At 36.5% G+C, this 23,844-nt stretch carries 21 protein-coding genes, 1 rRNA gene, 1 riboswitch and 1 other annotated feature; of the genes, 13 read left to right on the plus strand and 9 right to left on the minus strand.

Annotated features, from left to right (window positions below):
* Window positions 1–317: 317 nt before the first annotated feature.
* Complete coding sequence (locus tag ACFFIS_RS09385; RefSeq protein ID WP_320379467.1) at window positions 318–707, minus strand: hotdog fold thioesterase; 390 nt, start codon at window positions 705–707, stop codon at window positions 318–320.
* Between the two features lie 18 nt (window positions 708–725).
* Window positions 726–1,658: a 1,4-dihydroxy-2-naphthoate polyprenyltransferase gene (locus ACFFIS_RS09390; protein WP_390187190.1), complete on the minus strand. Its 933-nt coding sequence runs from the start codon at window positions 1,656–1,658 to the stop codon at window positions 726–728.
* A gap of 351 nt (window positions 1,659–2,009) precedes the next feature.
* On the opposite strand from ACFFIS_RS09390, the gene ACFFIS_RS09395 reads away from it, so the two are divergent.
* The 7 genes from ACFFIS_RS09395 to ytkD all read left to right on the plus strand — a co-directional run bounded on the left by ACFFIS_RS09395 (window position 2,010) and on the right by ytkD (window position 9,584).
* Window positions 2,010–3,398, plus strand: coding sequence for an isochorismate synthase (locus tag ACFFIS_RS09395; protein ID WP_320379466.1), 1,389 nt, complete (start codon window positions 2,010–2,012; stop codon window positions 3,396–3,398).
* A gap of 5 nt (window positions 3,399–3,403) precedes the next feature.
* Window positions 3,404–5,137 carry a 2-succinyl-5-enolpyruvyl-6-hydroxy-3-cyclohexene-1-carboxylic-acid synthase gene (menD, locus tag ACFFIS_RS09400; protein WP_390187192.1) on the plus strand — a complete coding sequence of 578 codons (1,734 nt, stop codon included), beginning with the start codon at window positions 3,404–3,406 and terminating at the stop codon, window positions 5,135–5,137.
* On the plus strand, window positions 5,138–5,944 hold the full coding sequence (menH, locus tag ACFFIS_RS09405) for a 2-succinyl-6-hydroxy-2,4-cyclohexadiene-1-carboxylate synthase (RefSeq protein ID WP_320379462.1): 807 nt from the start codon (window positions 5,138–5,140) through the stop codon (window positions 5,942–5,944).
* Window positions 5,945–5,968: 24 nt separating this feature from the next.
* Window positions 5,969–6,787 (plus strand): 1,4-dihydroxy-2-naphthoyl-CoA synthase, encoded by an 819-nt coding sequence (gene menB, locus ACFFIS_RS09410; RefSeq protein WP_390187194.1) that lies wholly within the window; start codon window positions 5,969–5,971, stop codon window positions 6,785–6,787.
* 113 nt (window positions 6,788–6,900) lie between these two features.
* Window positions 6,901–8,364 (plus strand): o-succinylbenzoate--CoA ligase, encoded by a 1,464-nt coding sequence (locus tag ACFFIS_RS09415; RefSeq protein WP_390187195.1) that lies wholly within the window; start codon window positions 6,901–6,903, stop codon window positions 8,362–8,364.
* Between the two features lie 57 nt (window positions 8,365–8,421).
* Entirely contained in the window at window positions 8,422–8,742 is a 321-nt protein-coding gene (locus ACFFIS_RS09420) for a hydrolase (protein ID WP_320379461.1), read from the plus strand.
* A 371-nt stretch (window positions 8,743–9,113) separates the two neighbouring features.
* On the plus strand, window positions 9,114–9,584 hold the full coding sequence (ytkD, locus tag ACFFIS_RS09425; RefSeq protein ID WP_320379460.1) for an RNA deprotection pyrophosphohydrolase: 471 nt from the start codon (window positions 9,114–9,116) through the stop codon (window positions 9,582–9,584).
* Between the two features lie 31 nt (window positions 9,585–9,615).
* On the opposite strand, the gene ACFFIS_RS09430 is transcribed toward ytkD, so the two are convergent.
* From ACFFIS_RS09430 to pckA, 4 genes are all read right to left on the minus strand, one after another.
* A complete protein-coding gene (locus ACFFIS_RS09430; protein ID WP_390187197.1) occupies window positions 9,616–10,422 on the minus strand; it encodes an ABC transporter permease in 807 nt (268 codons plus the stop codon).
* Window positions 10,423–10,439: 17 nt separating this feature from the next.
* Window positions 10,440–11,234, minus strand: a complete 795-nt coding sequence (locus tag ACFFIS_RS09435) for an ABC transporter ATP-binding protein (RefSeq protein ID WP_390187199.1) — start codon at window positions 11,232–11,234, stop codon at window positions 10,440–10,442.
* 11 nt (window positions 11,235–11,245) lie between these two features.
* A complete protein-coding gene (locus ACFFIS_RS09440; RefSeq protein WP_320379459.1) occupies window positions 11,246–12,241 on the minus strand; it encodes an ABC transporter substrate-binding protein in 996 nt (331 codons plus the stop codon).
* Between the two features lie 392 nt (window positions 12,242–12,633).
* Window positions 12,634–14,217, minus strand: coding sequence for a phosphoenolpyruvate carboxykinase (ATP) (gene pckA / locus ACFFIS_RS09445; RefSeq protein ID WP_446686908.1), 1,584 nt, complete (start codon window positions 14,215–14,217; stop codon window positions 12,634–12,636).
* 202 nt (window positions 14,218–14,419) lie between these two features.
* A riboswitch (SAM riboswitch) is annotated at window positions 14,420–14,529 on the plus strand.
* 127 nt (window positions 14,530–14,656) lie between these two features.
* Here pckA and metK point away from each other — a divergent pair.
* Window positions 14,657–15,859 carry a methionine adenosyltransferase gene (metK, locus tag ACFFIS_RS09450; protein WP_390187201.1) on the plus strand — a complete coding sequence of 401 codons (1,203 nt, stop codon included), beginning with the start codon at window positions 14,657–14,659 and terminating at the stop codon, window positions 15,857–15,859.
* Window positions 15,860–16,001: 142 nt separating this feature from the next.
* On the opposite strand, the gene ACFFIS_RS09455 is transcribed toward metK, so the two are convergent.
* Together ACFFIS_RS09455 and mnmM are read right to left on the minus strand one after the other, a co-directional pair.
* Window positions 16,002–16,523 (minus strand): gamma carbonic anhydrase, encoded by a 522-nt coding sequence (locus ACFFIS_RS09455; RefSeq protein WP_320379457.1) that lies wholly within the window; start codon window positions 16,521–16,523, stop codon window positions 16,002–16,004.
* Complete coding sequence (gene mnmM / locus ACFFIS_RS09460; protein WP_320379456.1) at window positions 16,520–17,104, minus strand: tRNA 5-(aminomethyl)-2-thiouridylate-methyltransferase MnmM; 585 nt, start codon at window positions 17,102–17,104, stop codon at window positions 16,520–16,522. The genes ACFFIS_RS09455 and mnmM overlap by 4 nt, the downstream gene beginning before the upstream one ends.
* Before the next feature lie 126 nt (window positions 17,105–17,230).
* On the opposite strand from mnmM, the gene ACFFIS_RS09465 reads away from it, so the two are divergent.
* The 4 genes from ACFFIS_RS09465 (at window position 17,231) to leuS (ending at window position 21,892) form a co-directional block, all read left to right on the plus strand.
* A complete protein-coding gene (locus ACFFIS_RS09465) occupies window positions 17,231–17,998 on the plus strand; it encodes a hypothetical protein (protein WP_320379455.1) in 768 nt (255 codons plus the stop codon).
* An 11-nt stretch (window positions 17,999–18,009) separates the two neighbouring features.
* Window positions 18,010–18,387: a GntR family transcriptional regulator gene (locus ACFFIS_RS09470; RefSeq protein ID WP_320379826.1), complete on the plus strand. Its 378-nt coding sequence runs from the start codon at window positions 18,010–18,012 to the stop codon at window positions 18,385–18,387.
* Complete coding sequence (locus tag ACFFIS_RS09475; RefSeq protein ID WP_390187202.1) at window positions 18,371–19,066, plus strand: ATP-binding cassette domain-containing protein; 696 nt, start codon at window positions 18,371–18,373, stop codon at window positions 19,064–19,066. The genes ACFFIS_RS09470 and ACFFIS_RS09475 overlap by 17 nt, the downstream gene beginning before the upstream one ends.
* A gap of 102 nt (window positions 19,067–19,168) precedes the next feature.
* Window positions 19,169–19,381 (plus strand) — a binding site (T-box leader).
* Window positions 19,382–19,480: 99 nt separating this feature from the next.
* On the plus strand, window positions 19,481–21,892 hold the full coding sequence (gene leuS, locus ACFFIS_RS09480) for a leucine--tRNA ligase (RefSeq protein ID WP_390187204.1): 2,412 nt from the start codon (window positions 19,481–19,483) through the stop codon (window positions 21,890–21,892).
* A 203-nt stretch (window positions 21,893–22,095) separates the two neighbouring features.
* Here leuS and ACFFIS_RS09485 read toward each other — a convergent pair whose 3' ends face one another.
* Window positions 22,096–22,863, minus strand: coding sequence for a YybI family spore inner coat protein (locus ACFFIS_RS09485; protein ID WP_320379453.1), 768 nt, complete (start codon window positions 22,861–22,863; stop codon window positions 22,096–22,098).
* Between the two features lie 685 nt (window positions 22,864–23,548).
* Here ACFFIS_RS09485 and ACFFIS_RS09490 point away from each other — a divergent pair.
* Window positions 23,549–23,844: ribosomal RNA gene (locus ACFFIS_RS09490) — 16S ribosomal RNA — on the plus strand; the annotation flags it as partial.

Here is a 23,844-nt window from a genome sequence, read left to right on the forward strand (position 1 = left end):
ACTAATTTTCCTAGAAAAAGTTTTGTTAAGCAGTATTGCAGCTTTAATTTAAAAAGTTGGTATAGCATCGTTTATTTAAATACGAAAGCTAAATCATAAAAAAGAGCCGAATTATACATCTATTGTGTATAGTTTGGCTCTTTTTATATTTATCACAGATTACAGTCGGTAATTTACGTTTCAAGAATTTGAGGTGCTAAAAGTAATAGATGAGTTAGGATCAACAGCTAGTAAAAGTCCGATTCATTCAACTGCAATCAGCAGGGAGGTGAAAATCCCCACTAGTTACAGTTTCACTCTCTCTTTTAAACAAAGCATTAAGCGTCTTTTCTCGGTACGACTCCAATTGTACAGCGAGATACAGAAATTAAATCGCCTTGTTCATCTGTTATATTAATTTCCCACACCATTGTAGATCTTCCAACATGTATCGGTTTAGCCTTTGCCGTTACTTCCCCATCTCGTTTACTTTTAATATGGTTAGCATTAATCTCCATACCAAAAACATGAAACTTTTCTCGATCAATATGTAAAATTGCACCAATACTTGCAGCTGATTCAGCTAATGCAACACTTGCTCCACCGTGAAGAAAACCAGCTGGTTGGCGTGTTCTTTCATCTACCGGCATCGTTAAGACGACTAAATCCTTTTCCAATATTTTACTTTGTATTCCTAAAGCTTCAAAAAGTGTGTGTTCAGTATTCATTTCCATCCCCTCATCCCCTTAACTCACTATTTTATCAATGATAAGTGATATTCCAAGTAATAAGCCAAATATAGTATTTGTTTTACCAGTGGCGGCCATTGCTGGCATCATTTCTAATGGTGTCGATTTTCCTTGGAACTTTTTAATAACACTAATGGCTAATGGTATGCTAAGTAAAGTTAATAAACTCCACCATGGAAGAATCTTTAGTACTGTATACAAGATTGTTAGAGTATAAGCAATTGCAAATATACTACCTTGAAAACGAATGGCATTTTTTCTGCCTAATAAAATGGCTAATGTTTTTCTACCATTTTCTTTGTCATTGTCAAGGTCACGAATACTATTTGACATTAAAATAGCCCCGATAAATATAGCAAACGGTATCGAAATTAGGATGACATCAGATGAAAGCGTCATTGTTTGGATATAGTAACTAATACAAATAATGACTGTCCCCATTAATAAACCCGCAAATAATTCTCCAAATGGCGTATAGGCAATTGGTAAAGGGCCACCAGTATATAAATAGCCAATTAGCATACAAATGGAACCGATTAGAGCAATCATCCAGCTAGATTCGATACAAATATAAACTCCAAGTATCATTGCAATGATGAAAAAGAGTATACCAATGTTACGGATTGTTTTTGGTTTAATACCATCTCGTACAATTGTTCCACCGATTCCTACTGACCCTTCATGATCTAAGCCTCTTACATAATCATAATATTCATTGAACATATTTGTTGCTGATTGGATGAGCATTGAAGCTAATAGCATTGCTAGAAATAGGACTATGTGGATAGTACCTTCGTGAAAAGCTAACATGGAACCGATAAAAACCGGTATAAAAGAAGCAGTTAATGTATGTGGTCTGAGCAGGCGCCACCAAACGTGAAACCCATCTCTTTCTTTTAAAGCATGTCTGATATGTTTTTCTTTTGGCATAATAGTTGTTCCCCTTGTATTTTAAATATCAATCTTAAGTTTATGGAAATATAAATTAAGTGTCAATATAATTGAATCTATGCTTCTAACTTAAAATAAACTGCATCGACTTTTCATCTTCAAGTTCCGCTTTCCATCCTTTAAGGCGTGTTCAGTCAACTGTGTTTTGCTAGCAAGCATCCATTAATGATAGAACAGCCTTTTATTTACCTTTTAAAACGTTGTCTAACTCCCCGATAACTACTTTACAAATAGGCATAGTAAATGATAAGAACTACCCAATTCTTGAGAAAGATAAAGAAAGAGAATAGAATAGAAATAGACTATATGCAAGACGGAGGCATTTTCAATATGGTTACAGAGATAAAAGAACTACAACAACTCATACAAAAAGCATTAGACGATATAGGGGAAGGTCAACAAAAGCTAGTTAGCTACACCAAGAAAGTGGAACAATTTGATGCGATACATTTTTTTCAAGCAGTTCGTAAATCCTATACAAAAAGTGCGTTTTGGCATACAGCGGACAATTCGTTGACACTTGTTGCAGCTGGAGAGTTAATTAAAGTGAATGGGAATGGTAAAAAACGGATTGAACAAACAAAGGCGGCTTTAGGTAAGATGTTTGCTGAAGCTGTTACGTATTGTCCGGTTAAAAAAAAAGGTACTGGATTGCTCGTATTAGGTGGAATGAATTTTGATTCGAAGCAAGAAAACGGAGCATTATGGAAGGACTTCCCTGATAGTGAGTTTTTTGTACCAGAATTTTTATTCAGTCAATTAGAAGAAAACGACTATTATTTAACAACTAATTTGTTGGTTCGACACAAAGATCACGCGGATACGGTTGTAAAGGAATATATGAAAAAAGAAGCAGCACTATGGAACTATCCGATTTGTCATTTTACTGATAATAAATTGATAAACGAAGAAGAAGTGGCTACCCATGAGTGGAAAAATGTTGTACAGCGTGCTAAAAATTTGATTCGGGAAGGAATAGCTGAAAAAATTGTACTTGCCCGTGAGCTTCGCATAAAGGCGGCTGATGATTTTGAAATTGCACATGTTTTAAAAAGACTATTACAAACACAAGCAAATAGTTATGTTTTTGCATATGTTCGTGAAAAATCTTGTTTTATTGGTGCAACGCCCGAGAGATTAGTACGTGTTGAAAATGAACAATTATTAACGACATGTTTGGCTGGGTCGGCTCCTCGAGGGAAAACGCCGGATGAAGATGAGCAAATACGATATGGTTTACTGCAAGATCCAAAAAATATTGAAGAACATCAATTTGTTGTAAAAATGATTAAGGAATCAATCGCACCTTACTGTAAACAATTAAATATACCGAAAAAGCCGGTCGTTTATCCATTAAAAAATATTCAACATTTATACACGCCCGTTACAGCAAAGTTAGAACAGCACTTTACAATATTTGATATTGTGCAAAAGCTTCACCCTACACCGGCACTAGGTGGTACACCAACAGAAACAGCTTTAGCATTTATTCGTGAACAGGAACCGTTAAATCGTGGTTGGTATGGTGCGCCAATAGGTTGGGTTGATCAGCAAATGAATGGGGAATTTGCTGTTGCAATCCGTTCAGGACTGATAAGCGGGAATGAGGCATCTATTTTTGCTGGATGTGGTATCGTAAAAGATTCCGATATTGAAGCGGAATTCGAGGAAACAAGTTTAAAGTTTTTACCGATGCAAACAGTTTTAGGAGGCAAGTAACAATCATGGATCACATAGAAAACTTAACCAAATATATAGGGCAATTTGTAGATGAATTAGCACGGACTGGATTAACTGATGTTGTAATCTCTCCAGGGTCCCGCTCAACTCCAATTGCGATGTTAATGGTTGAACACCCAAACATAAAAGATTGGGTTATCATTGATGAGCGTTCCGCCGCCTTTTTTGCGTTAGGCTTGGCAAAAAAAACGCAGCGACCTGTTGCTTTAGTATGTACGTCAGGTACAGCAGCCGCAAACTATTACCCCGCAATTGTAGAAGCACATTACAGTCGTGTACCGCTAATAGTTCTAACAGCAGATAGACCTCATGAATTACGAGATGTTGGGGCACCGCAGGCCATTCAGCAAATTAATTTATATGGAGAATATGTGAAGTGGTTTCATGAAATGGCATTACCAGAAGCAACACCGCGTATGCTTACCTATGTTAGAAGTCAGGCAGCACGCGCGTTTCATACGGCAATGGAAGACAATCAAGGTCCAGTTCATTTAAACTTTCCGCTACGGGAGCCGTTAGTACCGAATTTAATGTTAGAAAATTTATGGGGGGAAGCAAAAACGTCATCCTATGCACCAACACACCATGGAAAAAAGAAATTAAGTGTGGAACAAGTGGAGCAGTTCATTGCTACTATAGCGGATAAAAAACGTGGCCTTATTGTTTGCGGTCCGCAACCAGATGAAGGCATTCGTTCGGCCCTACTTGGTTTAGCAGAAAAATGGCACATTCCGATACTTGCTGATCCGTTAAGTCAAATGCGATCAGCCAGTGAACATTCCCTTATTATTGAATCGTATGACGCAATTTTAAAATCAAAAGAAATTCGGCAATATTTTAAACCAGACTTTATTATTCGTTTTGGTGCGATGCCTATTTCAAAACCATATTTGTTTTTTGTGGAGGAGCATGCTGATGCGGCCCACTTCGTAGTTGAAAAACAAAGTGGTTTTCGAGATCCTGTTGGTCATGCAACAGAATATATTTTCTCGGATCCGATTTATTTTTGTGAGGACATGCAAAGCTATGAACTATCAACAGATAAAACTTGGGCAGAACAATGGCAACATGCAAATGAACGAGCAAAACAAGTTGTAAAAGAAAGTTTTTCAGGACAATTGACAGAAGGAAAAGCGGTTCATACATTAATAGATGAATTGCCCCAAGAATCGACGTTGTATGTTGGAAATAGTATGGCAATTCGTGATGTAGATACATTCTTTATGAAAACAAAGAAAAGTATTTCTGTTTTAGCAAATCGTGGGGCAAATGGAATCGACGGTATGATATCTAGTGGTTTAGGTGCAGCAGCAAGTCATACACGTGTGAGTTTGTTATTAGGAGATTTATCATTTTTCCATGATATGAATGGGTTACTTGCTACAAAGCATTACGAAATAGATATGACTATATTACTTATTAATAACAATGGTGGCGGTATATTTTCATTTTTACCACAAGCAAAAAATGGTCAACATTTTGAATTGCTATTTGGTACACCGTTACATATTGAATTTCAGCATGCCGTTCAGATGTATGGTGGACATTATAGTGAAGCTACTTCGGATGCCGAATTAGTAACAGCTTTACAGGCAAGTTACAAACGTAAAGGGCTATCTGTTATAGAAGTCAAAACAGACCGCGAGGAAAATGCAAGATGGCATCAAGAAATTTGGAATGGCATTCATGATGAATTAATACAGATAATAGGTGAGTAAATGAAAGTTCATGTAGGTGACAGTGTATATCACTGTGAGATATATGGTAATCAAGGTGAAACGATTGTTTTATTTCATGGTTTTACTGGCAGTGTGTCGACATGGTCAACTTTGATAGATGGATATCAAGATCGTTTTCGTTTTGTAGTGATAGACTTGCCAGGTCACGGCAAAACAATGACACCAACGATTAAAACAATGAAAATGTGCTGTGATGATCTTGCTATTATTTTTCAAACATTAGGATTAAAGAACGTTCATTTGTTAGGTTACTCGATGGGTGGACGAACTGCTTTGTCTTTTGCAATGTTATATCCTGAATATATAAAGTCATTCGTGTTGGAGAGTGCTTCTCCAGGATTAAAAACAAAGCAAGAGCGCAATCTTCGGATTAAAAGTGATGATAAACTAATAAAAAAAATGCAAGAGGATGGACTTGTTTCATTTATTGACTATTGGGAAGGTATTCCATTATTTCATACACAGCAAACGTTACCCAAAAAAGTAAAAGAGCAAATAAGACAGGAAAGGCTATCCCAACAAGTAACGGGTTTAATCCAATCGCTACAAGGAATGGGAACAGGCATCCAACCGAGTTGGTGGAATCATTTACAAAATTGGAAAAAACCAGTATTACTAGTTGTTGGTGAAAGGGATCCGAAGTTTGTTCATATAAATGAAGAGATGTCCGAAAAGCTTAAAAACAGCCAACTTGTCATCGTGAAAAATGTTGGACATGCAATTCACGTGGAAGATCCGCAAAAGTTTGGTAAAATAGTAAATGCGTTTATACTGCAAAATAGATGAAGCATAATAATTAGGAGGATAAATATGGTAGTACAATGGGAACAAGCTAGAGAATATAAAGAAATTATTTATGAAAAATATAATGGCGTTGCAAAGGTCACGATTAATCGTCCGGAAAAACGTAATGCATTTACACCTTTAACAGTGAACGAAATGATTGATGCTTTTGCGGATGCACGTGATGACTCTTCCGTTGGTGTCATTATTTTAGCAGGAGCAGGAGAAAAAGCATTTTGTTCTGGTGGAGATCAGTCGGTACGTGGCCATGGAGGTTATGTTGGTGACGACCATATTCCACGCCTAAACGTATTAGATTTACAACGTCTAATCCGTACTATTCCGAAACCAGTTATCGCGATGGTATCAGGTTACGCAATTGGCGGTGGGCATGTATTACATATCGTATGTGATTTAACGATTGCGGCGGATAATGCAATATTCGGCCAAACAGGTCCGAAAGTAGGAAGTTTTGATGCAGGTTACGGTGCTGGTCTACTTGCTGAAATGGTTGGACAAAAACGTGCTCGTGAAATCTGGTATTTATGCCGTCAGTACAATGCGGAAGAAGCATATGAAATGGGCATGGTAAACAAAGTAGTGCCATTGGACAAATTAGAAGAAGAAACATTGCAATGGTGTGCTGAGATTCTTGATAAATCACCTACTGCATTACGTTTCTTAAAAGCTTCATTTAATGCTGCAACTGATGGACTTGCCGGATTACAGCAAATGGGCGGAGATGCTACACTATTGTATTACACAACAGATGAGGCAAAAGAAGGTCGCGATGCCTTTAAAGAAAAAAGAAAACCTGACTTTGGTCAATTTCCTCGTTTCCCTTAATAAGTTAAAAACCTTTGCTAACTTTGGCAAAGGTTTTTGAACTTTTTCGATAGTGTAATGAATGGTCTAGGGCTAACTAGGCTAGATCTATATAAGGAAAGGAAGGCACCATGATGTCAGAAATAATACCACATTGGTTAACAAAACAAGCAGCACTATCTCCTCAACAAACTGCCATCGAACTTGTAAATGGAAAGACAATCACATTTTCAGAATTAGAACAACAGAGTATGAGTTATGCTCGAAAATTAATGACAGCTGGCATGAAGGAAGGGGATCACGTTGCTATTTTAGCTGAAAATGGTCTAGAAATGATCATCGCAATTCATGCCATTAGTTATGTTGGAGCATGCGCAGTTTTGCTTAATACTCGCTTGACAGCAAAAGAAGTACAGTATCAACTAGATGATGCCAATGTGTCATTGCTAATATTTAGTGATGATTGCGAGACAATAGCAACATCATTAAAAGTAATGAAAAGTTCTTTTAAAGAAGTAGAAGATTTGAAGGAAGATAACACAAGATTAAAAACAGAGATTAATTTAGGACAAGCCTTTACAATTATTTATACTTCTGGAACGACAGGGTTTCCCAAAGGTGTTGTCCATACTTACGGGAACCATTGGTGGAGTGCTATTGGATCTGCGTTGAATTTAGGCTTATCAAAAACAGATAAGTGGCTTGCTGTTTTACCTTTTTTTCATGTAGGCGGCCTGTCTATCTTTATTCGTAGTGTTATTTATGGTATGCCTGTATATTTAATGGAAAAATTTAATGAACAACTTGTACATGATGCAATAAAGAATAAGGGCGTAACGATTGCATCTGTCGTAACTGTCATGTTACAGCGTTTACTTCGCCACCTTGGTGACGATGAGTTCCCAGAACATTTTCGATGCATGTTATTAGGCGGCGGGCCCGTACCAAAGCCACTACTAGAACAGGCAAAGACTCATCGGATTCCAGTCTTTCAATCGTATGGTATGACAGAGACATCATCTCAAATAGTAACACTTAGCCCGCAAGATGCGATGACAAAGTTAGGTTCAGCTGGAAAACCGTTATTCCCAGCGCAATTACGAATTCAAAATGCCAACGGACAAGTAGGAGAAATTGAAGTAAAAGGTCCGATGGTAACAAAAGGATATTGGCATCATCCTGAAGCAAATGAAAAGAATTTTGAAAGTGGATGGTTAAAAACAGGTGATCTTGGTTATGTAGATGAAGAAGGTTTTTTATATGTAGTTGACCGCCGCAATGACCTCATTATTTCTGGTGGTGAAAATATCTACCCATCTGAAATTGAAAGTGTAATCTCACAAATTAAAATGGTTCAGGAAGTAGGTGTTACTGGGATCCACGATGAAAAATGGGGGGAAGTACCAGTAGCATTTATTGTGAAAAGGAAAAATGAATGCTTGACAGAAACAGATGTTTTAACTTTTTTACAGTTAAAACTAGCCAAATATAAAATACCAAAAGTAATTCATTTTGTAGATGCCTTACCAAGGAATGCTTCGAATAAAATCATGCGTGCTACTTTAAAAAAATGGGCGAGTAAAGAAAATAAGGGTTGATTTACATGCATGCTTCTCAATGAAAAAGGCCACATTATGCATAGGAGGTGGCCGGTGATGGAGAAAAGGCAATATTATGTCAATATTGGAACTGGTGAAATTTCTGAAGCAAAATCGTATAATAATCACAGCATTGTCATTCATGCGAATCAAGATGAGATTCGTATACTGCGGGCGAAATTGGATCAAGTGGATGCGGCGAATATGGATGCATATTGGCGATCACATATCCCCTTTATACCATATCACCATGATTCTGGTAATGAGCATTATGATCAAGCAATGACGGAAGTATATGAAATATTATATCAACTAGGCGATCAACATACAAAAGATCATATTGAGGAAATGGGCATACTAGGAGATAGGCCAATATAAGAAACGAAAGGAATAAGGATTGTGCCTTATTCCTTTTTATTTCCTTTTTCATGAAACAAAAAAGAGGTTTGAACAATGGCTATTGGAGGTATAGTAGAAAAAGTATGTTTAGAACGATTTTTACATCTTTCACGGTAGTATGATACAATATGTACGGCTTATCTCCGGTAAATTTTTATCGCAAGAGGCTGTAAGAACAAACTTCAATCATTCGAGGCGATTAAAGAAGGGGATCGACAGTCAGTAAAAGTCGGATTCGTTTAACTAACAGTCATTTGGGAGGGTACGAAAATCCCACTAATTGAAGTTTCACTTTACGATTAAATAAAATGCACGAGATTTTATTAAGGAATGAAAGTAGATGAAGAAAAATGTATACATTTAGAGATTATTATAAAAATAAGGTACGGCTATCCTTTGATATAGATCCATTTTCTAAACAGCCAAAACATGTTTGGGTGATATGTCGATATGAAATGCAATGGTTATTAACTGATCATAAGCAAAGAGGTTATGAATTTCCAGGTGGAAAAGTTGAAAGTGGCGAATCACCAGAAGAGGCTGCTAAACGGGAGGTAAAAGAAGAAACAGGAGGAGTTGTACAATCTTTACATTATCTTGGACAATATTATGTGCAAGGTAAAGCTGGAGATGTCATCAAAAATGTATACTATGCGGATATTACAGAACTTGAGAAACAAGATACATATTTTGAAACGAATGGTCCCGTTACATTACATAAGATACCTGCTAATATTAAAGTGAATCCACGTTTTAGTTTTATAATGAAGGACGATGTACTAACATACTGTATGAAAAGCTTACAGAGTATTACAGAATAGAAGGTACCAGCAGCAAGGCACCTTCTATTGATTATGTTGCATGTTTAATGAGCCAACTTTCCAATTTTTCTACTAGCTTATACATGATTGCTGCAAAGATGGCTATTAAAATAAGACTGGACATGACGAGTGTAAAGTCAAAAACTTGAAATCCATATACAATTAAATATCCTAATCCCTTTTTTGAAACAAGAAATTCCCCTACAATAACGCCGACCCAAGATAAACCAACATTAACTTTTAAAGTTGAAATCATCACAGGCAATGTTGCGGGAAAAATTGCTTCTTTAAAACATTGCCACCTTGTTGCGCCAAAACCAATTAACACCTTTTCATAGTTAGGATCAACTTCTTTAAAAGAAGAAAAGATGACGATTGTTGTAATGATTACCGAAATAATTGCTCCCATTGCAATAATCGAAATATAGCCAGGGCCCAATGCAACAATAATAATTGGTCCCAATGCTACTTTGGGCATGGCGTTTAGGATGACTAAATAAGGGTCCATTACTTTTGATAATCTAGGCAATGTCCATAACACCGTAGCCAATATAATCCCTAATATCGTTCCAATTACAAAACCCAATACCGTTTCAAATAAAGTGGCCTGGGTATGCAGTAAGATAGAACCATCGCTTATTTTTTCAAACAAGAGTGTGAAAACTTTAGATGGAGAACTAAATAATAAAGGATCAACCCAATGCAGTCGACTAGCTATCTCCCATATTACAAAAAAGCCAACTAATATAATCGCTTGCCAAAAGTAAATGAAGTGTTTTTCGCTTTTAATACCCTTCTTATAGTTGTCAAAAAGGTGTTGGTCTGTTTTATCGTTCATGCCTTCAACTCCTTCAATCATGGTGTAGTTGAGTATGTTCCAGTTTCTTTATCCGCTTTGTTTAACTCATCCCATACTTTATCAAATAAGAGTTGATATTTTGGATGCCTCCGTACGGAAAAAGGCATCGTATTTCGTAGCTCGATTGGCACTTCAAAGATTTTAGTAACTTTACCAGGATTTGTGCCTAGTACAATAATACGATCGCTCATAGAAATTGCTTCACCTATATCGTGCGTTACAAGTAATGCTGTTTTATGGTAGTTTTTTAGTAATGTATATACGAGATCTTCAAGTTTAAGTTTTGTTTGATAGTCAAGTGCAGAAAATGGTTCATCTAGTAAAAGAATTTTTGGATTCGTAATAAGTGTTCGAACGAGTGCAGCTCTTTGGCGCATCCCTCCGGATAATGAACTTGGATATTTTTCTGAAACATCAGGTAGACCAACCTCATCTAATAACATTAATGCTTCTGATTTCGTACTTGTAGTTAGTTCTTTACGAATCTTTGGACCGAGGAGAATATTATCGATAATCGTTTTCCAAGGAAAAAGGTAGTCTTGCTGTAACATATAACCAATTGTCGTATCAGCATGTCGAAGCGGTTGCTCATTTAGTAAGACACTGCCCTCAGTCTGTGATATGATGCCGGCAATAATAGATAGTATCGTTGACTTACCACATCCGCTCGGTCCTAATAAAGAGATAAATTCCCCCTCTTCAATAGAAAATGAAATATCTTCTAATGCTTTTGTATAGGTATATTTTGAAAAATAATGGTGAGAGACTTTATCAAGTGTCAAAAAGGACACGATATCTCCTCCTATTCATTCATAATATCTTCAGCAATTTTCGTATTCACAAGTTCTTCGTATGGTGCGTCCCCAGGGAGTTCCCCGGCTTCATCCATAATATTTAGCAGGTTTTCCCAAGCAGTTTCTTCAAGTATAGGATCTGTTGCAAAAGAATCTTGGTTCTTATAACGTTCAATCGACGTTGCTAGAATATCAAGATCGGTGTCTTCAAAATACGGCTGAATTACTTTTGCTATTTCTTCCGAGCTATTTTCCGCTACCCACTGTTGTGCTTTATAAATTGCTCTCGTAAATTTCTCGATATGTGTAGGGTTTTCTTTTAAATAACTATCCTTTGTCATAAAAACTGTATAGGGAACTTCACCAGATTCTTCACCAAATGAGGCAATGACGTGCCCCTTACCTTCCTTCTCAAAGACACTAGCCGTTGGTTCAAATAGTTGCACAAATTCAGCATCACCGGATACAAAAGCACTTGGGATATTGGCAAAGTCTATATTTTGTAAGAGTTCCAAATCTTGATGTGGATGAATATCATGCTTCTTTAACACAAATTCCCCAACCATTTGTGGCATGCCGCCTTTACGCTGGCCTAAAAAGATGCTTCCTTTTACATCATCCCATGTAAAATCAGGCTTTGGTTCTTTTGCAACGAGAAAAGTACCATCTGTTTGGGTAAGTTGTGCAAAATTTACTGCATGGTCTTTTGACTCTTGGGCATACACGTAAATCGAGGTTTCAGAACCAACTAATGCAACATCTGCTCCGTCGGATAATAAAGCAGTCATTGTTTTATCTCCGCCCCAAGTTGTTTGGAGTTCAACATCTAATCCTTCTTCTTCAAAAAATCCCTTCTCTATTGCAACATATTGTGGCGCATAAAATAATGAACGTGTTACTTCAGCTAATTTTATTGATGTATGTTCTGATCCATTTCCGCAAGCACTAAGGAATAAGACAAATACGATTGATAACAAGATAAATAGTTTGTTCCTTTTTAACATCATATTACCGTCCCTTCGTTTATGGCGTTTCAAAACAGTTTATGCTGCCCAGAAAAATGTGTGAATGCCTATGTGTATTTTTTTGATTAAGCAAATTTTAGTTTCTTTAACATCGGTAGACAGGGACTGATAAAAGTTGAATGTAAGACTGCTGAAAGTGATGAATCATAAGTTCGATAAGCATGAGATTATTTATCAAGTGTTAAAAATGTGCTTTACGTGTCAAGAGGGCATATAAGATACTGCGACATCTAAGTAGCATACGGCGAATAAGGTTATCTCTATATATATTTAGGTATAAGAAAAGCCGACTATGAGTTTAGTCGGCTTTTCGTGGCAACATAATGTGCCATCGTAATATATATTACTCCTCTTGGGATGAGGTAACATGTTTATAGGCGATAAATTGGTCCCGCCTTGACAATTTCTTCACTAACATGCGTAAACTTTTCAAAGTTTGCATGAAATTCCTCGGCTAACTTTTGCGCTGTTTTTTCATAGGAATCTTTATTTTCCCATGTTTGCTTCGGAATAAGTACCTCGTCTGGTACACCAGGTACATGAAGGGGAATGTGTAAACCAAAAATATCATCTTTCATTGTTTCCACCATATTTAATTCTCCCTCTAAAGCAGCATGGACCATTGCACGTGTATAAGAAAGTTTAATTCGTTGACCGACACCATAGGATCCGCCAGTCCAACCTGTATTTACGAGAAATACGTTTGCCTGATGTTGATCAATTTTTTTACCGAGCATTTTTGCATATGTTGCTGGTGCAAGTGGTAAAAAAGGTGCTCCAAAGCAAGTTGAAAATGTTGCTTGTGGTTCAGTTACACCGCGCTCTGTTCCTGCAAGTTTACTCGTATAGCCACTTAGGAAATGATACATTGCTTGTTCCTTTGTAAGTTTACTTATTGGAGGCAAAGTGCCAGATGCATCCGCTGTCAAAAAGATAATTGTGTTTGGATGTCCAGCTACACTTGGCTTAACAATATTATCGATATTTTCTAATGGATAAGCTGCACGCGTGTTTTCGGTTAATGTAACATCATCATAGTCAGGCGTCCGCGTTACCTTATCTAGTACAACATTTTCTAGTACAGAGCCAAACCGAATTGCATGAAAGATTTGTGGTTCTTTCTCTTCTGATAGTTTCACGCATTTTGCATAACAGCCACCTTCAATATTAAATACACCATTTGGACTCCATCCGTGTTCGTCATCACCAATTAATTTACGATAAGGATCTGCAGATAGCGTCGTTTTTCCGGTGCCTGATAAACCGAAAAATAAAGCAACATCGCCTTCCGCCCCAACGTTTGCAGAGCAATGCATGGATAGTACATTTTTTTGTGGTAATAAATAATTCATCACAGAAAAGATTGATTTTTTAATTTCACCTGCATATTCTGTCCCACCAATTAAAATGATTTTTTGCTTAAATGAAATGAGAACGAACGCTTCTGAATTCGTCCCATCGACTGTAGGGTCTGCTTTAAATGTTGGTGCTGAGATAATTGTAAAATCAGGTTCATGCTCAGCTAATTCAACCGCAGTTGGGCGAATAAACAACTGTTTTGCAAACAGATTATGCCATGCAAACTCATTCATTACACGTATTGGTAAACGATATTTTTCATCTGCTCCCGCAAAACCGTTAAAGACGAATAACTCTTCTTTTTCTTTTAAATGGTTGGTTACTTTCATAAGCAATTTTAAAAATACATGTTCATCTATAGGTTTATTTACTGTACCCCAATCTACTGTTTTCTCCGAAATTTCATCGCGTACGATAAATTTATCCTCTGGGGAACGACCTGTATACTTTCCTGTCGTCGCTTGAACTGCACCGGTTTCTGATAAAACCCCTTCTCGGCGTGATAAGATTTTTTCAATAAGTCGGGGAACCGACAGATCCTTTTGTAAATTCGTCTGTTGTGCAAATTCGTCGATTAAAGATGTTTGTTCCACCATTTTCATTTTAATAATAACCTGCCTTTTAATATATTTTTTAAATGTAATATAAAGGTATGTTAATTTCTAAAATCTGATTAATAGTATAACACATTTACTGAAATAGTCCATACTATATTAGCTGATTTTTGTATGTATATGTAAGATGCATGTAAAAGTTGACATAGGCCTTTCATTTCGTTACCATAATTTTGAGCGGATACTCTTATTCAGAGTCGGTGGAGGGATAGGCCCTATGAAGCCCAGCAACCATCACTTCCTATGTGAAAAGGTGCTAACCTAAAGCAAGGACATGTCCTTGAACAATAAGAGAGAAAGGCTACATATATCCTTTCCTCTATATTATAGGAAAGGTTTTTTGTTTTCTACAAGTGGCATAATAAATATATGATTAAGAATTAGAGATCCGTACCATACCCTTTAAGGAGGATTTAGCCACATGGCTAATAATCGTCGTTTATTTACTTCAGAATCTGTTACAGAAGGTCACCCTGATAAAATATGTGACCAAATTTCAGATGCTATTTTGGATGAAATTTTAAAAAAGGATCCAGCTGCAAGAGTTGCCTGTGAAACAATGGTTACTACTGGGCTTGTACTTGTTGCTGGTGAAATTACAACCACTACCTATGTCGATATCCCAGCTATTGTGAGAAAGACAATCAAGGATATTGGTTATACACGTGCAAAGTATGGATTTGACGCCGAAACTTGTGCTGTACTTACTGCAATTGATGAACAATCTCCAGATATCGCAGGTGGTGTCGATCAAGCTTTAGAAGCGAGACAAGGTAAAATGACAGATGCTGAAATAGATGCAATCGGAGCAGGGGACCAAGGATTAATGTTTGGTTTTGCCTGTGACGAAACTGCTGAGTACATGCCTTTACCAATATCGCTTGCTAATAAGCTAGCAAAAAGATTAACTGATGTACGAAGAAATCATTTACTTGACTACTTAAGACCTGATGGGAAAACACAAGTAACTGTTGAGTATGATGAGCAAAATAAGCCAATTCGTATTGATACGATTGTCATCTCTACACAACATCATCAAGATATTACAAATGAGCGTATAGAAAAAGACCTCATTGAACATGTGATTCAGCCAGTTGTTCCAGCTCATTTATTAGATGAAGCAACTAAATATTTGATCAATCCAACTGGGCGCTTTGTTATCGGTGGACCACAAGGCGATGCTGGACTAACAGGACGTAAAATAATTGTTGACACATATGGTGGCTATGCACGTCATGGTGGTGGTGCTTTTAGTGGAAAAGATGCTACCAAAGTTGACCGCTCTGCAGCTTATGCGGCAAGATATGTTGCCAAAAATATTGTTGCGGCTAAACTAGCAAAAACTTGTGAGGTACAGCTAGCATATGCAATTGGTGTTGCAGAACCTGTATCTATTGCTATTAACACTTTTGGTACTGGTATTGTTGATGAAGAACAGTTAGTAAATGCAGTACGAGAGTTATTTGATCTACGTCCGGCTGGCATTATTCGTATGTTAGATTTACAAAAGCCGATTTTTAAAGAAACAGCAGCATATGGACATTTTGGGCGGGAAGATGTCTTGTTCCCATGGGAAAAAGTCGATAAAGCGAATCTGTTAAAAGAGTTAATCAATATTTCATAATATAGAATAGAGGTTGGGACATAAGGGTCTGAATCCCTCGCTTAACTACTGTCACAATAGTAAAAGAAGTATCGCACTTCATACTAAATGTAGTAGTGGAGGGGTCTGACACTCTGATTTGTCCCAACCCCTTTTTCTTTTATTATTTACCTAAGTTTGTTTCATTTTTATAATAGATTCCTTTTTCTACGTAAGATTTTCTTATTCGTTCCATATCATGATAGTCCTCATCCGTTAGTGTGCGGACTACTTTTGCTGGGCTACCAAATGCCATCGTATGAGGTGGAATCTTTTTGCCGGGTGGAACCAAAGAACCAGCTCCGATATACGCACCCTCACCTATTTCCGCACCATCTAATATGATTGAGCCCATTCCGATTAAAGCTTTTTTACGAATAATAGCTGAATGTAAGGTAACTTGATGGCCGATTGTAACATCATCTTCTATCAAAACAGGGAGATTAGGGCTTTGGTGTATCATTGTTAAATCTTGAATACTGACCCGTTTCCCAATTTTTGTAGGTGCAACGTCTCCCCGTATTACGGTATGAAACCATATACTTGAATATTCATCAATTTCTACATCACCAATAATGTCCGCGTTTTTAGCAAGGAAAACAGAATCGTGAATTTTTGGATGAATATTTTTATAGTGGTGTATCATTTATTTAACTTCTCCTTTCTTTTTTGAATCGCGACTACAAATGGTGGATTATTTTTTTGATTAATAAATTCATAACGTAGCACATGATAAGCGGATTGATCCAGTTGTTTCACAAAGGTGATTACATTTTCCTTTTCCTCTAAACCACCTTCATGTCCATAATAAATGACTATGACAACTACACCATTTGTTTTTAAGTAATCCAAAATTTGTTGGATTGCCTGTAAGGTGGATTCAGATTTCGTAATGATAGTTTTATCGCTTCTTGGCAAGTACCCAAGATTAAAAATTGCCCCAGCAATCCCGTGTTTTTGTTCCTTTAACAGATATGTAGTAACACGTTCATGACCATCATGAATAAGCTTAACATTTTGACGGGCCTCATCGATGAGCCGTCTTTTTGTACTGTCTATCGCTTGTTTTTGGATGTCAAAGGCTAAAACTGTACCAGAATCTCCAACTAGATTGCTTAAAAATATCGTATCATTTCCATTACCACATGTCGCATCAATGACAGTTTCTCCAACTTGGACGGCATCTGCTAGGAGTTGATGTGAGAATTGCAAAATATTTTTTATCATAAATACTTCCCCTCGTTTATTTTAGTAGCCTAAGTTTAGCATGGAATAATTACGTATCAAAATATATTGTTATTTTACTAGTTATAGTGTACTATCTAACTATAACACTAATACAGAGGTGAAAATATGAGTCAATCAATGAAGGGGTTATTATGGAAAGAATGGCGTATGATGCGGAGTTTTTTTATTGGGATGATTGTACTTTGTACTGTGCTTTTTATATTTATGAGTATGAATAGTGGCGTTTACGAAAGTTTAGTTGGAATGATTACGCTTGGATTGATTATTATTCCGGCAAGCTTATTATTTAGTTTAAATATGGAAGTAAACAACATACAAAACTTCTTACATATACCGCAACCCGCACACAAACTTATCCTTGCGAAAATCTTATACAGTATGTTCATTTCCATCTTGTACATGGGATTTCTTATTATGCTTTTAACTGTTATGGATGCGATATATGACAACACTGTTTTTACATTTACTGGCGCAGTTTTATATTATGGATATATTTTTTTAAGTCTAATTATTATTTCTATGTTTCCTGCAGCAATCTTATTGTTTATGTGGACGGTGCATCAAATATGGAAAAAATACATTCATACGTTAAGTATTGTAGTAATACTAGCTCTGCTCTTCATATTTGGGAAGTTTGAACGCTTCATGAGTGAAACAGCATTTTATCAGACCTTTACACATTGGGGTAAGGTTTCGATAGCAGGTTTGATACCTGATGGAGGCGGTAGTAGGATAAATGGTGAATTAGTGATAAGTAATGAATTATTAATATTTCACAATGCTTACGTGGGGACATTTATTTTTTATGGCTTAATTGTAATTATATTGTATGTGTTTTCTATTCAATTAATGGAACGTCGAGTGGAGGGATAAAGTTGCCATCCATGTCGTCGTTTAATAACTATGAACCGATTTATAAACAATTAATGGACCGCATTTGTAGCGATATTATACGTGGGTCTCGTCAGGCGGGAGAAAAGTTACCTTCTGTTCGGGAATTTGCCGTCGATGTTGGCGTGAATATGAATACTATTCAACGCGTTTATCAAGAATTAGAAAGAATAGGGATTGTGGAAACAAAACGAGGTCAGGGGACATTTGTAACAGAAAACATAAATGAGATTGATCAGCAACGGACAGTTATGAAAAAGCAATATGTGAAGGAATTTATTCGAAATATGAAAAGCATGGGATATACCGTAGAAGAAATGATGGAAAGTATTCAAGAAGTGGAGGAGAGTAGGGATGATTCAAATCGATAATGTTTCGAAACGCTATTCACTTAGAAAAGCACTGGACAATTGTACGGTTACAATAAACAAAGGGAAAATAATTGGCATTATAGGTGAAAACGGAAGCGGAAAGACTACGCTAGTTAAAATATTAGCTGGATTAATGAAGCCTTCTAAAGGAGTTGTGCGAATAGACGAGAAATTAGTCAATCGTCATATTGGAGAGCGTGTTGCATTTCTTTCTGATCGTGAATATTTTTATGATTATTTTTCGATTGAGCAAGTGATTCATTTTTATGGTACGCAATTTCCAGATTTTAATAGAGAAAAAGCAATAGAAATGCTTAGTTTGATGAAAATAGATCAAACTAGAAAAATATCCCATTTATCAAAAGGTAATAAAACACGTATCAAAATTATTGTTACACTAGCTAGGGAAGTACCATATATCATTGTAGACGAACCTTTTTCAGGATTGGATCCACTTGTTCGAAAGACGATTATTAATGGAATGCTTCAATTTGTAGACTTAGATAAGCAGACACTTATTATGACAACGCATGAACTAGCTGAAGTGGAAGCAATTTTAGATGAAGTATTACTGATGAAACAGGGGAAAATAATCGCATATGAAGCAGTTGAGAAGATTCGTGAACAAGAAAATATGGATGTTTTTGGGTGGATGGAAAGTCATTACTCTTCATGCTGACGAAATAAAAACGATATATCATAGTTTGTGATTGATAGGACTTTATCTCTTGACAAACCTCAGAAGTTTCATTAGAATTCAGATTAATAACTAGGAAAAGCGATAAAAACTGTGAGAAGGAATAGTAATAAGCGAAAAGGTTTAGAGAGGCAGTGGCTGGTGAAAACTGTCCCTAGAAGTTTATGAACTCGCCTTTAAGTTGCAGAGATGAAACAAGTAGTTTCTGCCGTAAATCTGCGTTAAAGATACGAAGCGAATGCAGTTATTTGCATTAATGTGGGTGGTACCGCGGGAATATAACTTCTCGTCCCTTTTATGGGATGAGGAGTTTTTTTGTTTTTAAAAAAAGCAAATTGATCTGCCGTATGGGCTTGGAAACAAAACAAGTCTAAAAAAATGTAGGAGGAAGTTGTCATGAGTTTTAACCATCGCGAAATTGAAAAGAAATGGCAAACGTATTGGTTGGATAATAAAACATTTAAAACCGATACAACATCAAGTAAGAAAAAGTTTTATGCTTTAGATATGTTCCCATATCCATCTGGAGCAGGATTACATGTTGGACACCCGGAAGGATATACAGCGACGGATATTATATCAAGAATGAAACGAATGCAAGGTTATGAAGTACTTCACCCGATGGGCTGGGATGCATTTGGGCTTCCAGCTGAACAATACGCATTGGATACAGGTAATAGTCCAGCAGAATTTACGAAGAAAAACATTGCAACTTTTAAAAGACAAATTCAAGAATTAGGTTTTTCTTATGATTGGGACCGAGAAATAAGTACAACAGATCCAGAATACTATAAGTGGACACAATGGATATTTACTAAGCTTTATGAAAAAGGTCTTGCATATGTGGATGAAGTACCTGTGAATTGGTGTCCAGCACTTGGAACAGTACTTGCAAACGAAGAAGTGATAGATGGTCTAAGTGAACGTGGTGGACATCCGGTTATTCGTAAACCAATGAAGCAGTGGGTATTAAAAATTACTGCATATGCTGACCGATTACTTGAGGATTTGGAAGAGTTGGATTGGCCGGAAAGTATAAAAGACATGCAACGAAATTGGATTGGACGATCAGAAGGTGCAAATATAACATTTTCAGTTCATGACGAAAAAGAAACATTTACAGTCTTTACAACACGTCCAGACACGTTGTTTGGTGCAACCTATGCAGTACTTGCCCCAGAACACCCATTAGTGAAAAAAATTGTTACAACTGAACAGCGAGCTGCTGTTGATGCTTATTTGAAGGAGATTCAAACGAAATCCGACCTAGATCGTACGGACTTGGCAAAAGAAAAAACGGGTGTATTTACGGGGGCATATGCTATTAATCCAGTATCAAAGGAAAAAATGCCGATTTGGATTGCTGATTACGTATTAATGTCCTATGGAACAGGAGCAATTATGGCAGTTCCAGCACATGATGAACGTGATTATGAGTTTGCAACGAAGTTTAAAATACCAATTGTTGAAGTTGTAAAAGGTGGAGATATTTCCAAAGAACCTTATATTGGTGATGGCGAACATGTGAATTCCGATTTTCTAAATGGTTTAGGAAAAGAAGCAGCTATTACGAAAATGCTTGAATGGCTAGAAGATAAAGGCATTGGTACTCGCAAAGTCACTTATCGTCTACATGATTGGCTTTTCTCAAGACAACGTTACTGGGGTGAGCCAATTCCGATTATTCATTGGGAAGATGGTACAATGACAACAGTTCCGGAAGAAGAGTTACCATTAACACTTCCTGAAATGACAAATATAAAGCCATCAGGAACCGGTGAATCACCACTAGCAAATAGTGATTGGGTTCATGTTACGGACCCTAAAACTGGGAAAAAAGGCCGTCGTGAAACAAATACAATGCCACAATGGGCGGGAAGTTGTTGGTATTATTTACGCTTTATTGATCCTAAAAACAATGATCATCTTGTAGATCCAGAGCTATTGAAGAAGTGGCTACCAATAGATTTATATATTGGTGGAGCAGAGCATGCTGTCCTTCATTTGCTATATGCTCGTTTCTGGCATAAGTTTTTATATGATTTAGGAGTTGTACCGACAAAAGAACCGTTCCAAAAGTTATTTAACCAAGGAATGATTCTTGGTGAAGGTAATGAAAAAATGAGTAAGTCCAAGGGGAATGTTGTAAACCCAGACGATATTGTGGCAACACATGGTGCAGATACACTTCGTTTATATGAAATGTTTATGGGGCCATTAGACGCTTCAGTTGCATGGTCAACAAAAGGATTAGATGGTGCAAGACGTTTCTTAGATCGTGTATGGCGTTTGTTTATGGATGAAGAAGGAAGTTTGGCTACAAAAATTATTGATGAAGAGACAAAGGAATTAGAAAAGGTTTACCATGAAACTGTGAAAAAAGTGACAGAGGACTATGAAAATCTTCATTTTAATACGGCGATTTCACAAATGATGGTATTTATTAATGAGGGATACAAAGTAGATAAAATCTCTAAACAGTATGTGGAAGGATTTGTGAAGTTATTATCACCAATTGCACCACATATTGCAGAAGAAATTTGGCAACAATTAGGACATAAGGAAACCATTGCCTATGAAACATGGCCAAAATTTGACTCAGAGAAGTTAGTCGAAGATGAAGTGGAGATTGTTTTACAAGTTTTGGGGAAAGTTCGTGATAGAATAAACGTTCCAAAAGATAGCACGAAAGATGAACTAGAAAAATTAGCTTTAGAAAATGAAACAATTCAGGAATGGATTGCCGGTAAAACGGTTCGAAAAGTTATTGTCGTTCCAGGTAAATTAGTTAATATTGTAGCAAATTAAATAGAAGAAGCGCATGGATTATATTCCATGCGCTTCTTCTATTTTATTGCGGTTTCATAAGTGGTAATTCGAAATGTACTCATGTGGGATCGGTAAATAGATCTATTCATGATATTTTGATGAAAACCAATCCTCACTATACAAAAAAAGCGAAAGATAAGGCGGCAAATAGAACTGGTCTATATGTCAGAGATTTAATATCTTTAAGTAGTTTGAGATGGAACCCATTTTGTGTTTAATGCAATCCATTTACCATTTTCAAAATACCAAATTGTTTCAATTGTGCCGAGTTGATCTGCGTGATAAGCGCCGCTAACTTGTTGATAGCTTTTTAATCCATATCCTTTTTGTCCGCCGATAAGAATTGGTTCATAAAAAGCGATAGGGTCGATCATAATTTCTGACTTCCCTTTTTGTAGCTTCCCTTCTTTATTGTAAATACCTAATCGAATATAGTCATCTTTCCGATTTTGAACATTTATAATAATTGGTTTATCTACTGGAGATATACGGAGGCTAACTTTAAATTCATCTTGAAATGATCCTTCTACATATTGTTGGGTTGGTAATGGGATTTCCACTAATTTATTGTTTTTTAACGTATATAATTGATGATTATATAATCCACCACTACCACCAGTTGCACTTTGATAAAAAATATCATTTACTTGATCATGGTTTAAGTCTATAAATTGCAATGTTGGATCGTATCCACCAGGAAGTGGTATGTTGAATTTCTTATCGTTAGATGTTGTAATTTGTGCTTCGGTATTTATAAAATAGGGACTGGTCTTATCGAACTTTGTGCCCTTCAATTCAATTTTATCCTTTTTTCCATCACCTGTAATATCTTCTTCGTATACATGAATCGTTTCCAGCTGCGGTTTTTGTTTTTCTTTACCGAAAACTAAAGTTTGTTGAATAAATAAAACGGAGATGAAAATAAGTAAAATAAATAAAATTCTTTTCACTTTTACCCCTCAAATCTAATTTTCTTTATGTTTAACTTGCACGTTAAAATACAACCTATACATTCTATATAAAAAATATAGTGTGGAATTGATTATTTCGTTAGAAAGTGTTTAAAAAAAACTTCTACTCTTACGGAGAGCAATACTGTATGGGAACAAAATGTTTTGATGGCTTTGTCTGTATTCATACAAAATACTCATTGAAAATGTTTTCGGAGATTGAATGACGCTTACGCAAAGAAAGGCTTATTGTAACCATTCAACCGAGTTTAAGTAGTTTTTTAAAAAAAGTATTTGACTTCTACAGAAATAGCGTGTAATATTATTGCTGCTGTTAAAAACTGTGAAATCTATTGAGTAGATATTACGAAATAGGACATGTTGACAACTAGGTTAAAAAACAGTATAATAAGAGGTATCAAAAGGATAACTTTTTGTTATCGATTTCGTTTTTATTGATAATAAATATTGACTTTCCTTTTTACTTGTGTTATTATAAGAAAGTCGCTAATTTAAGCGGCGTAATCACAATGAATATTTGCTCTTTGAAAACTGAACAGAACGACCAGTATTCGAAATAAATGGTAAAGGTACTTTTAGCAACTTAGTTGCTAAGTGCTTGAATCAAAAACTTTGAAGAAAAACAACCTCGTTTTTCTTATTTATAGCTAAGAAACAACAAACTTTTTTGGAGAGTTTGATCTTGGCTCAGGACGAACGCTGGCGGCGTGCCTAATACATGCAAGTCGAGCGCGGGAAGCAAGCTGATCCCTTCGGGGTGACGCTTGTGGAACGAGCGGCGGACGGGTGAGTAACACGTGGGCAACCTACCTGTAAGACTGGGATAACTCCGGGAAACCGGGGCTAATACCGGATGATATTTTTTACCACATGGTAAGAAGATGAAAGATGGCTTCGGCTATCACTTACAGATGGGCCCGCGGCGCATTAGCTAGTTGGTGGGATAACGGCCTACCAAGG

Origin of the sequence: Paracerasibacillus soli, from assembly GCF_042432965.1 — a bacterium.
Taxonomy (GTDB): domain Bacteria; phylum Bacillota; class Bacilli; order Bacillales; family Amphibacillaceae; genus Paracerasibacillus; species Paracerasibacillus soli.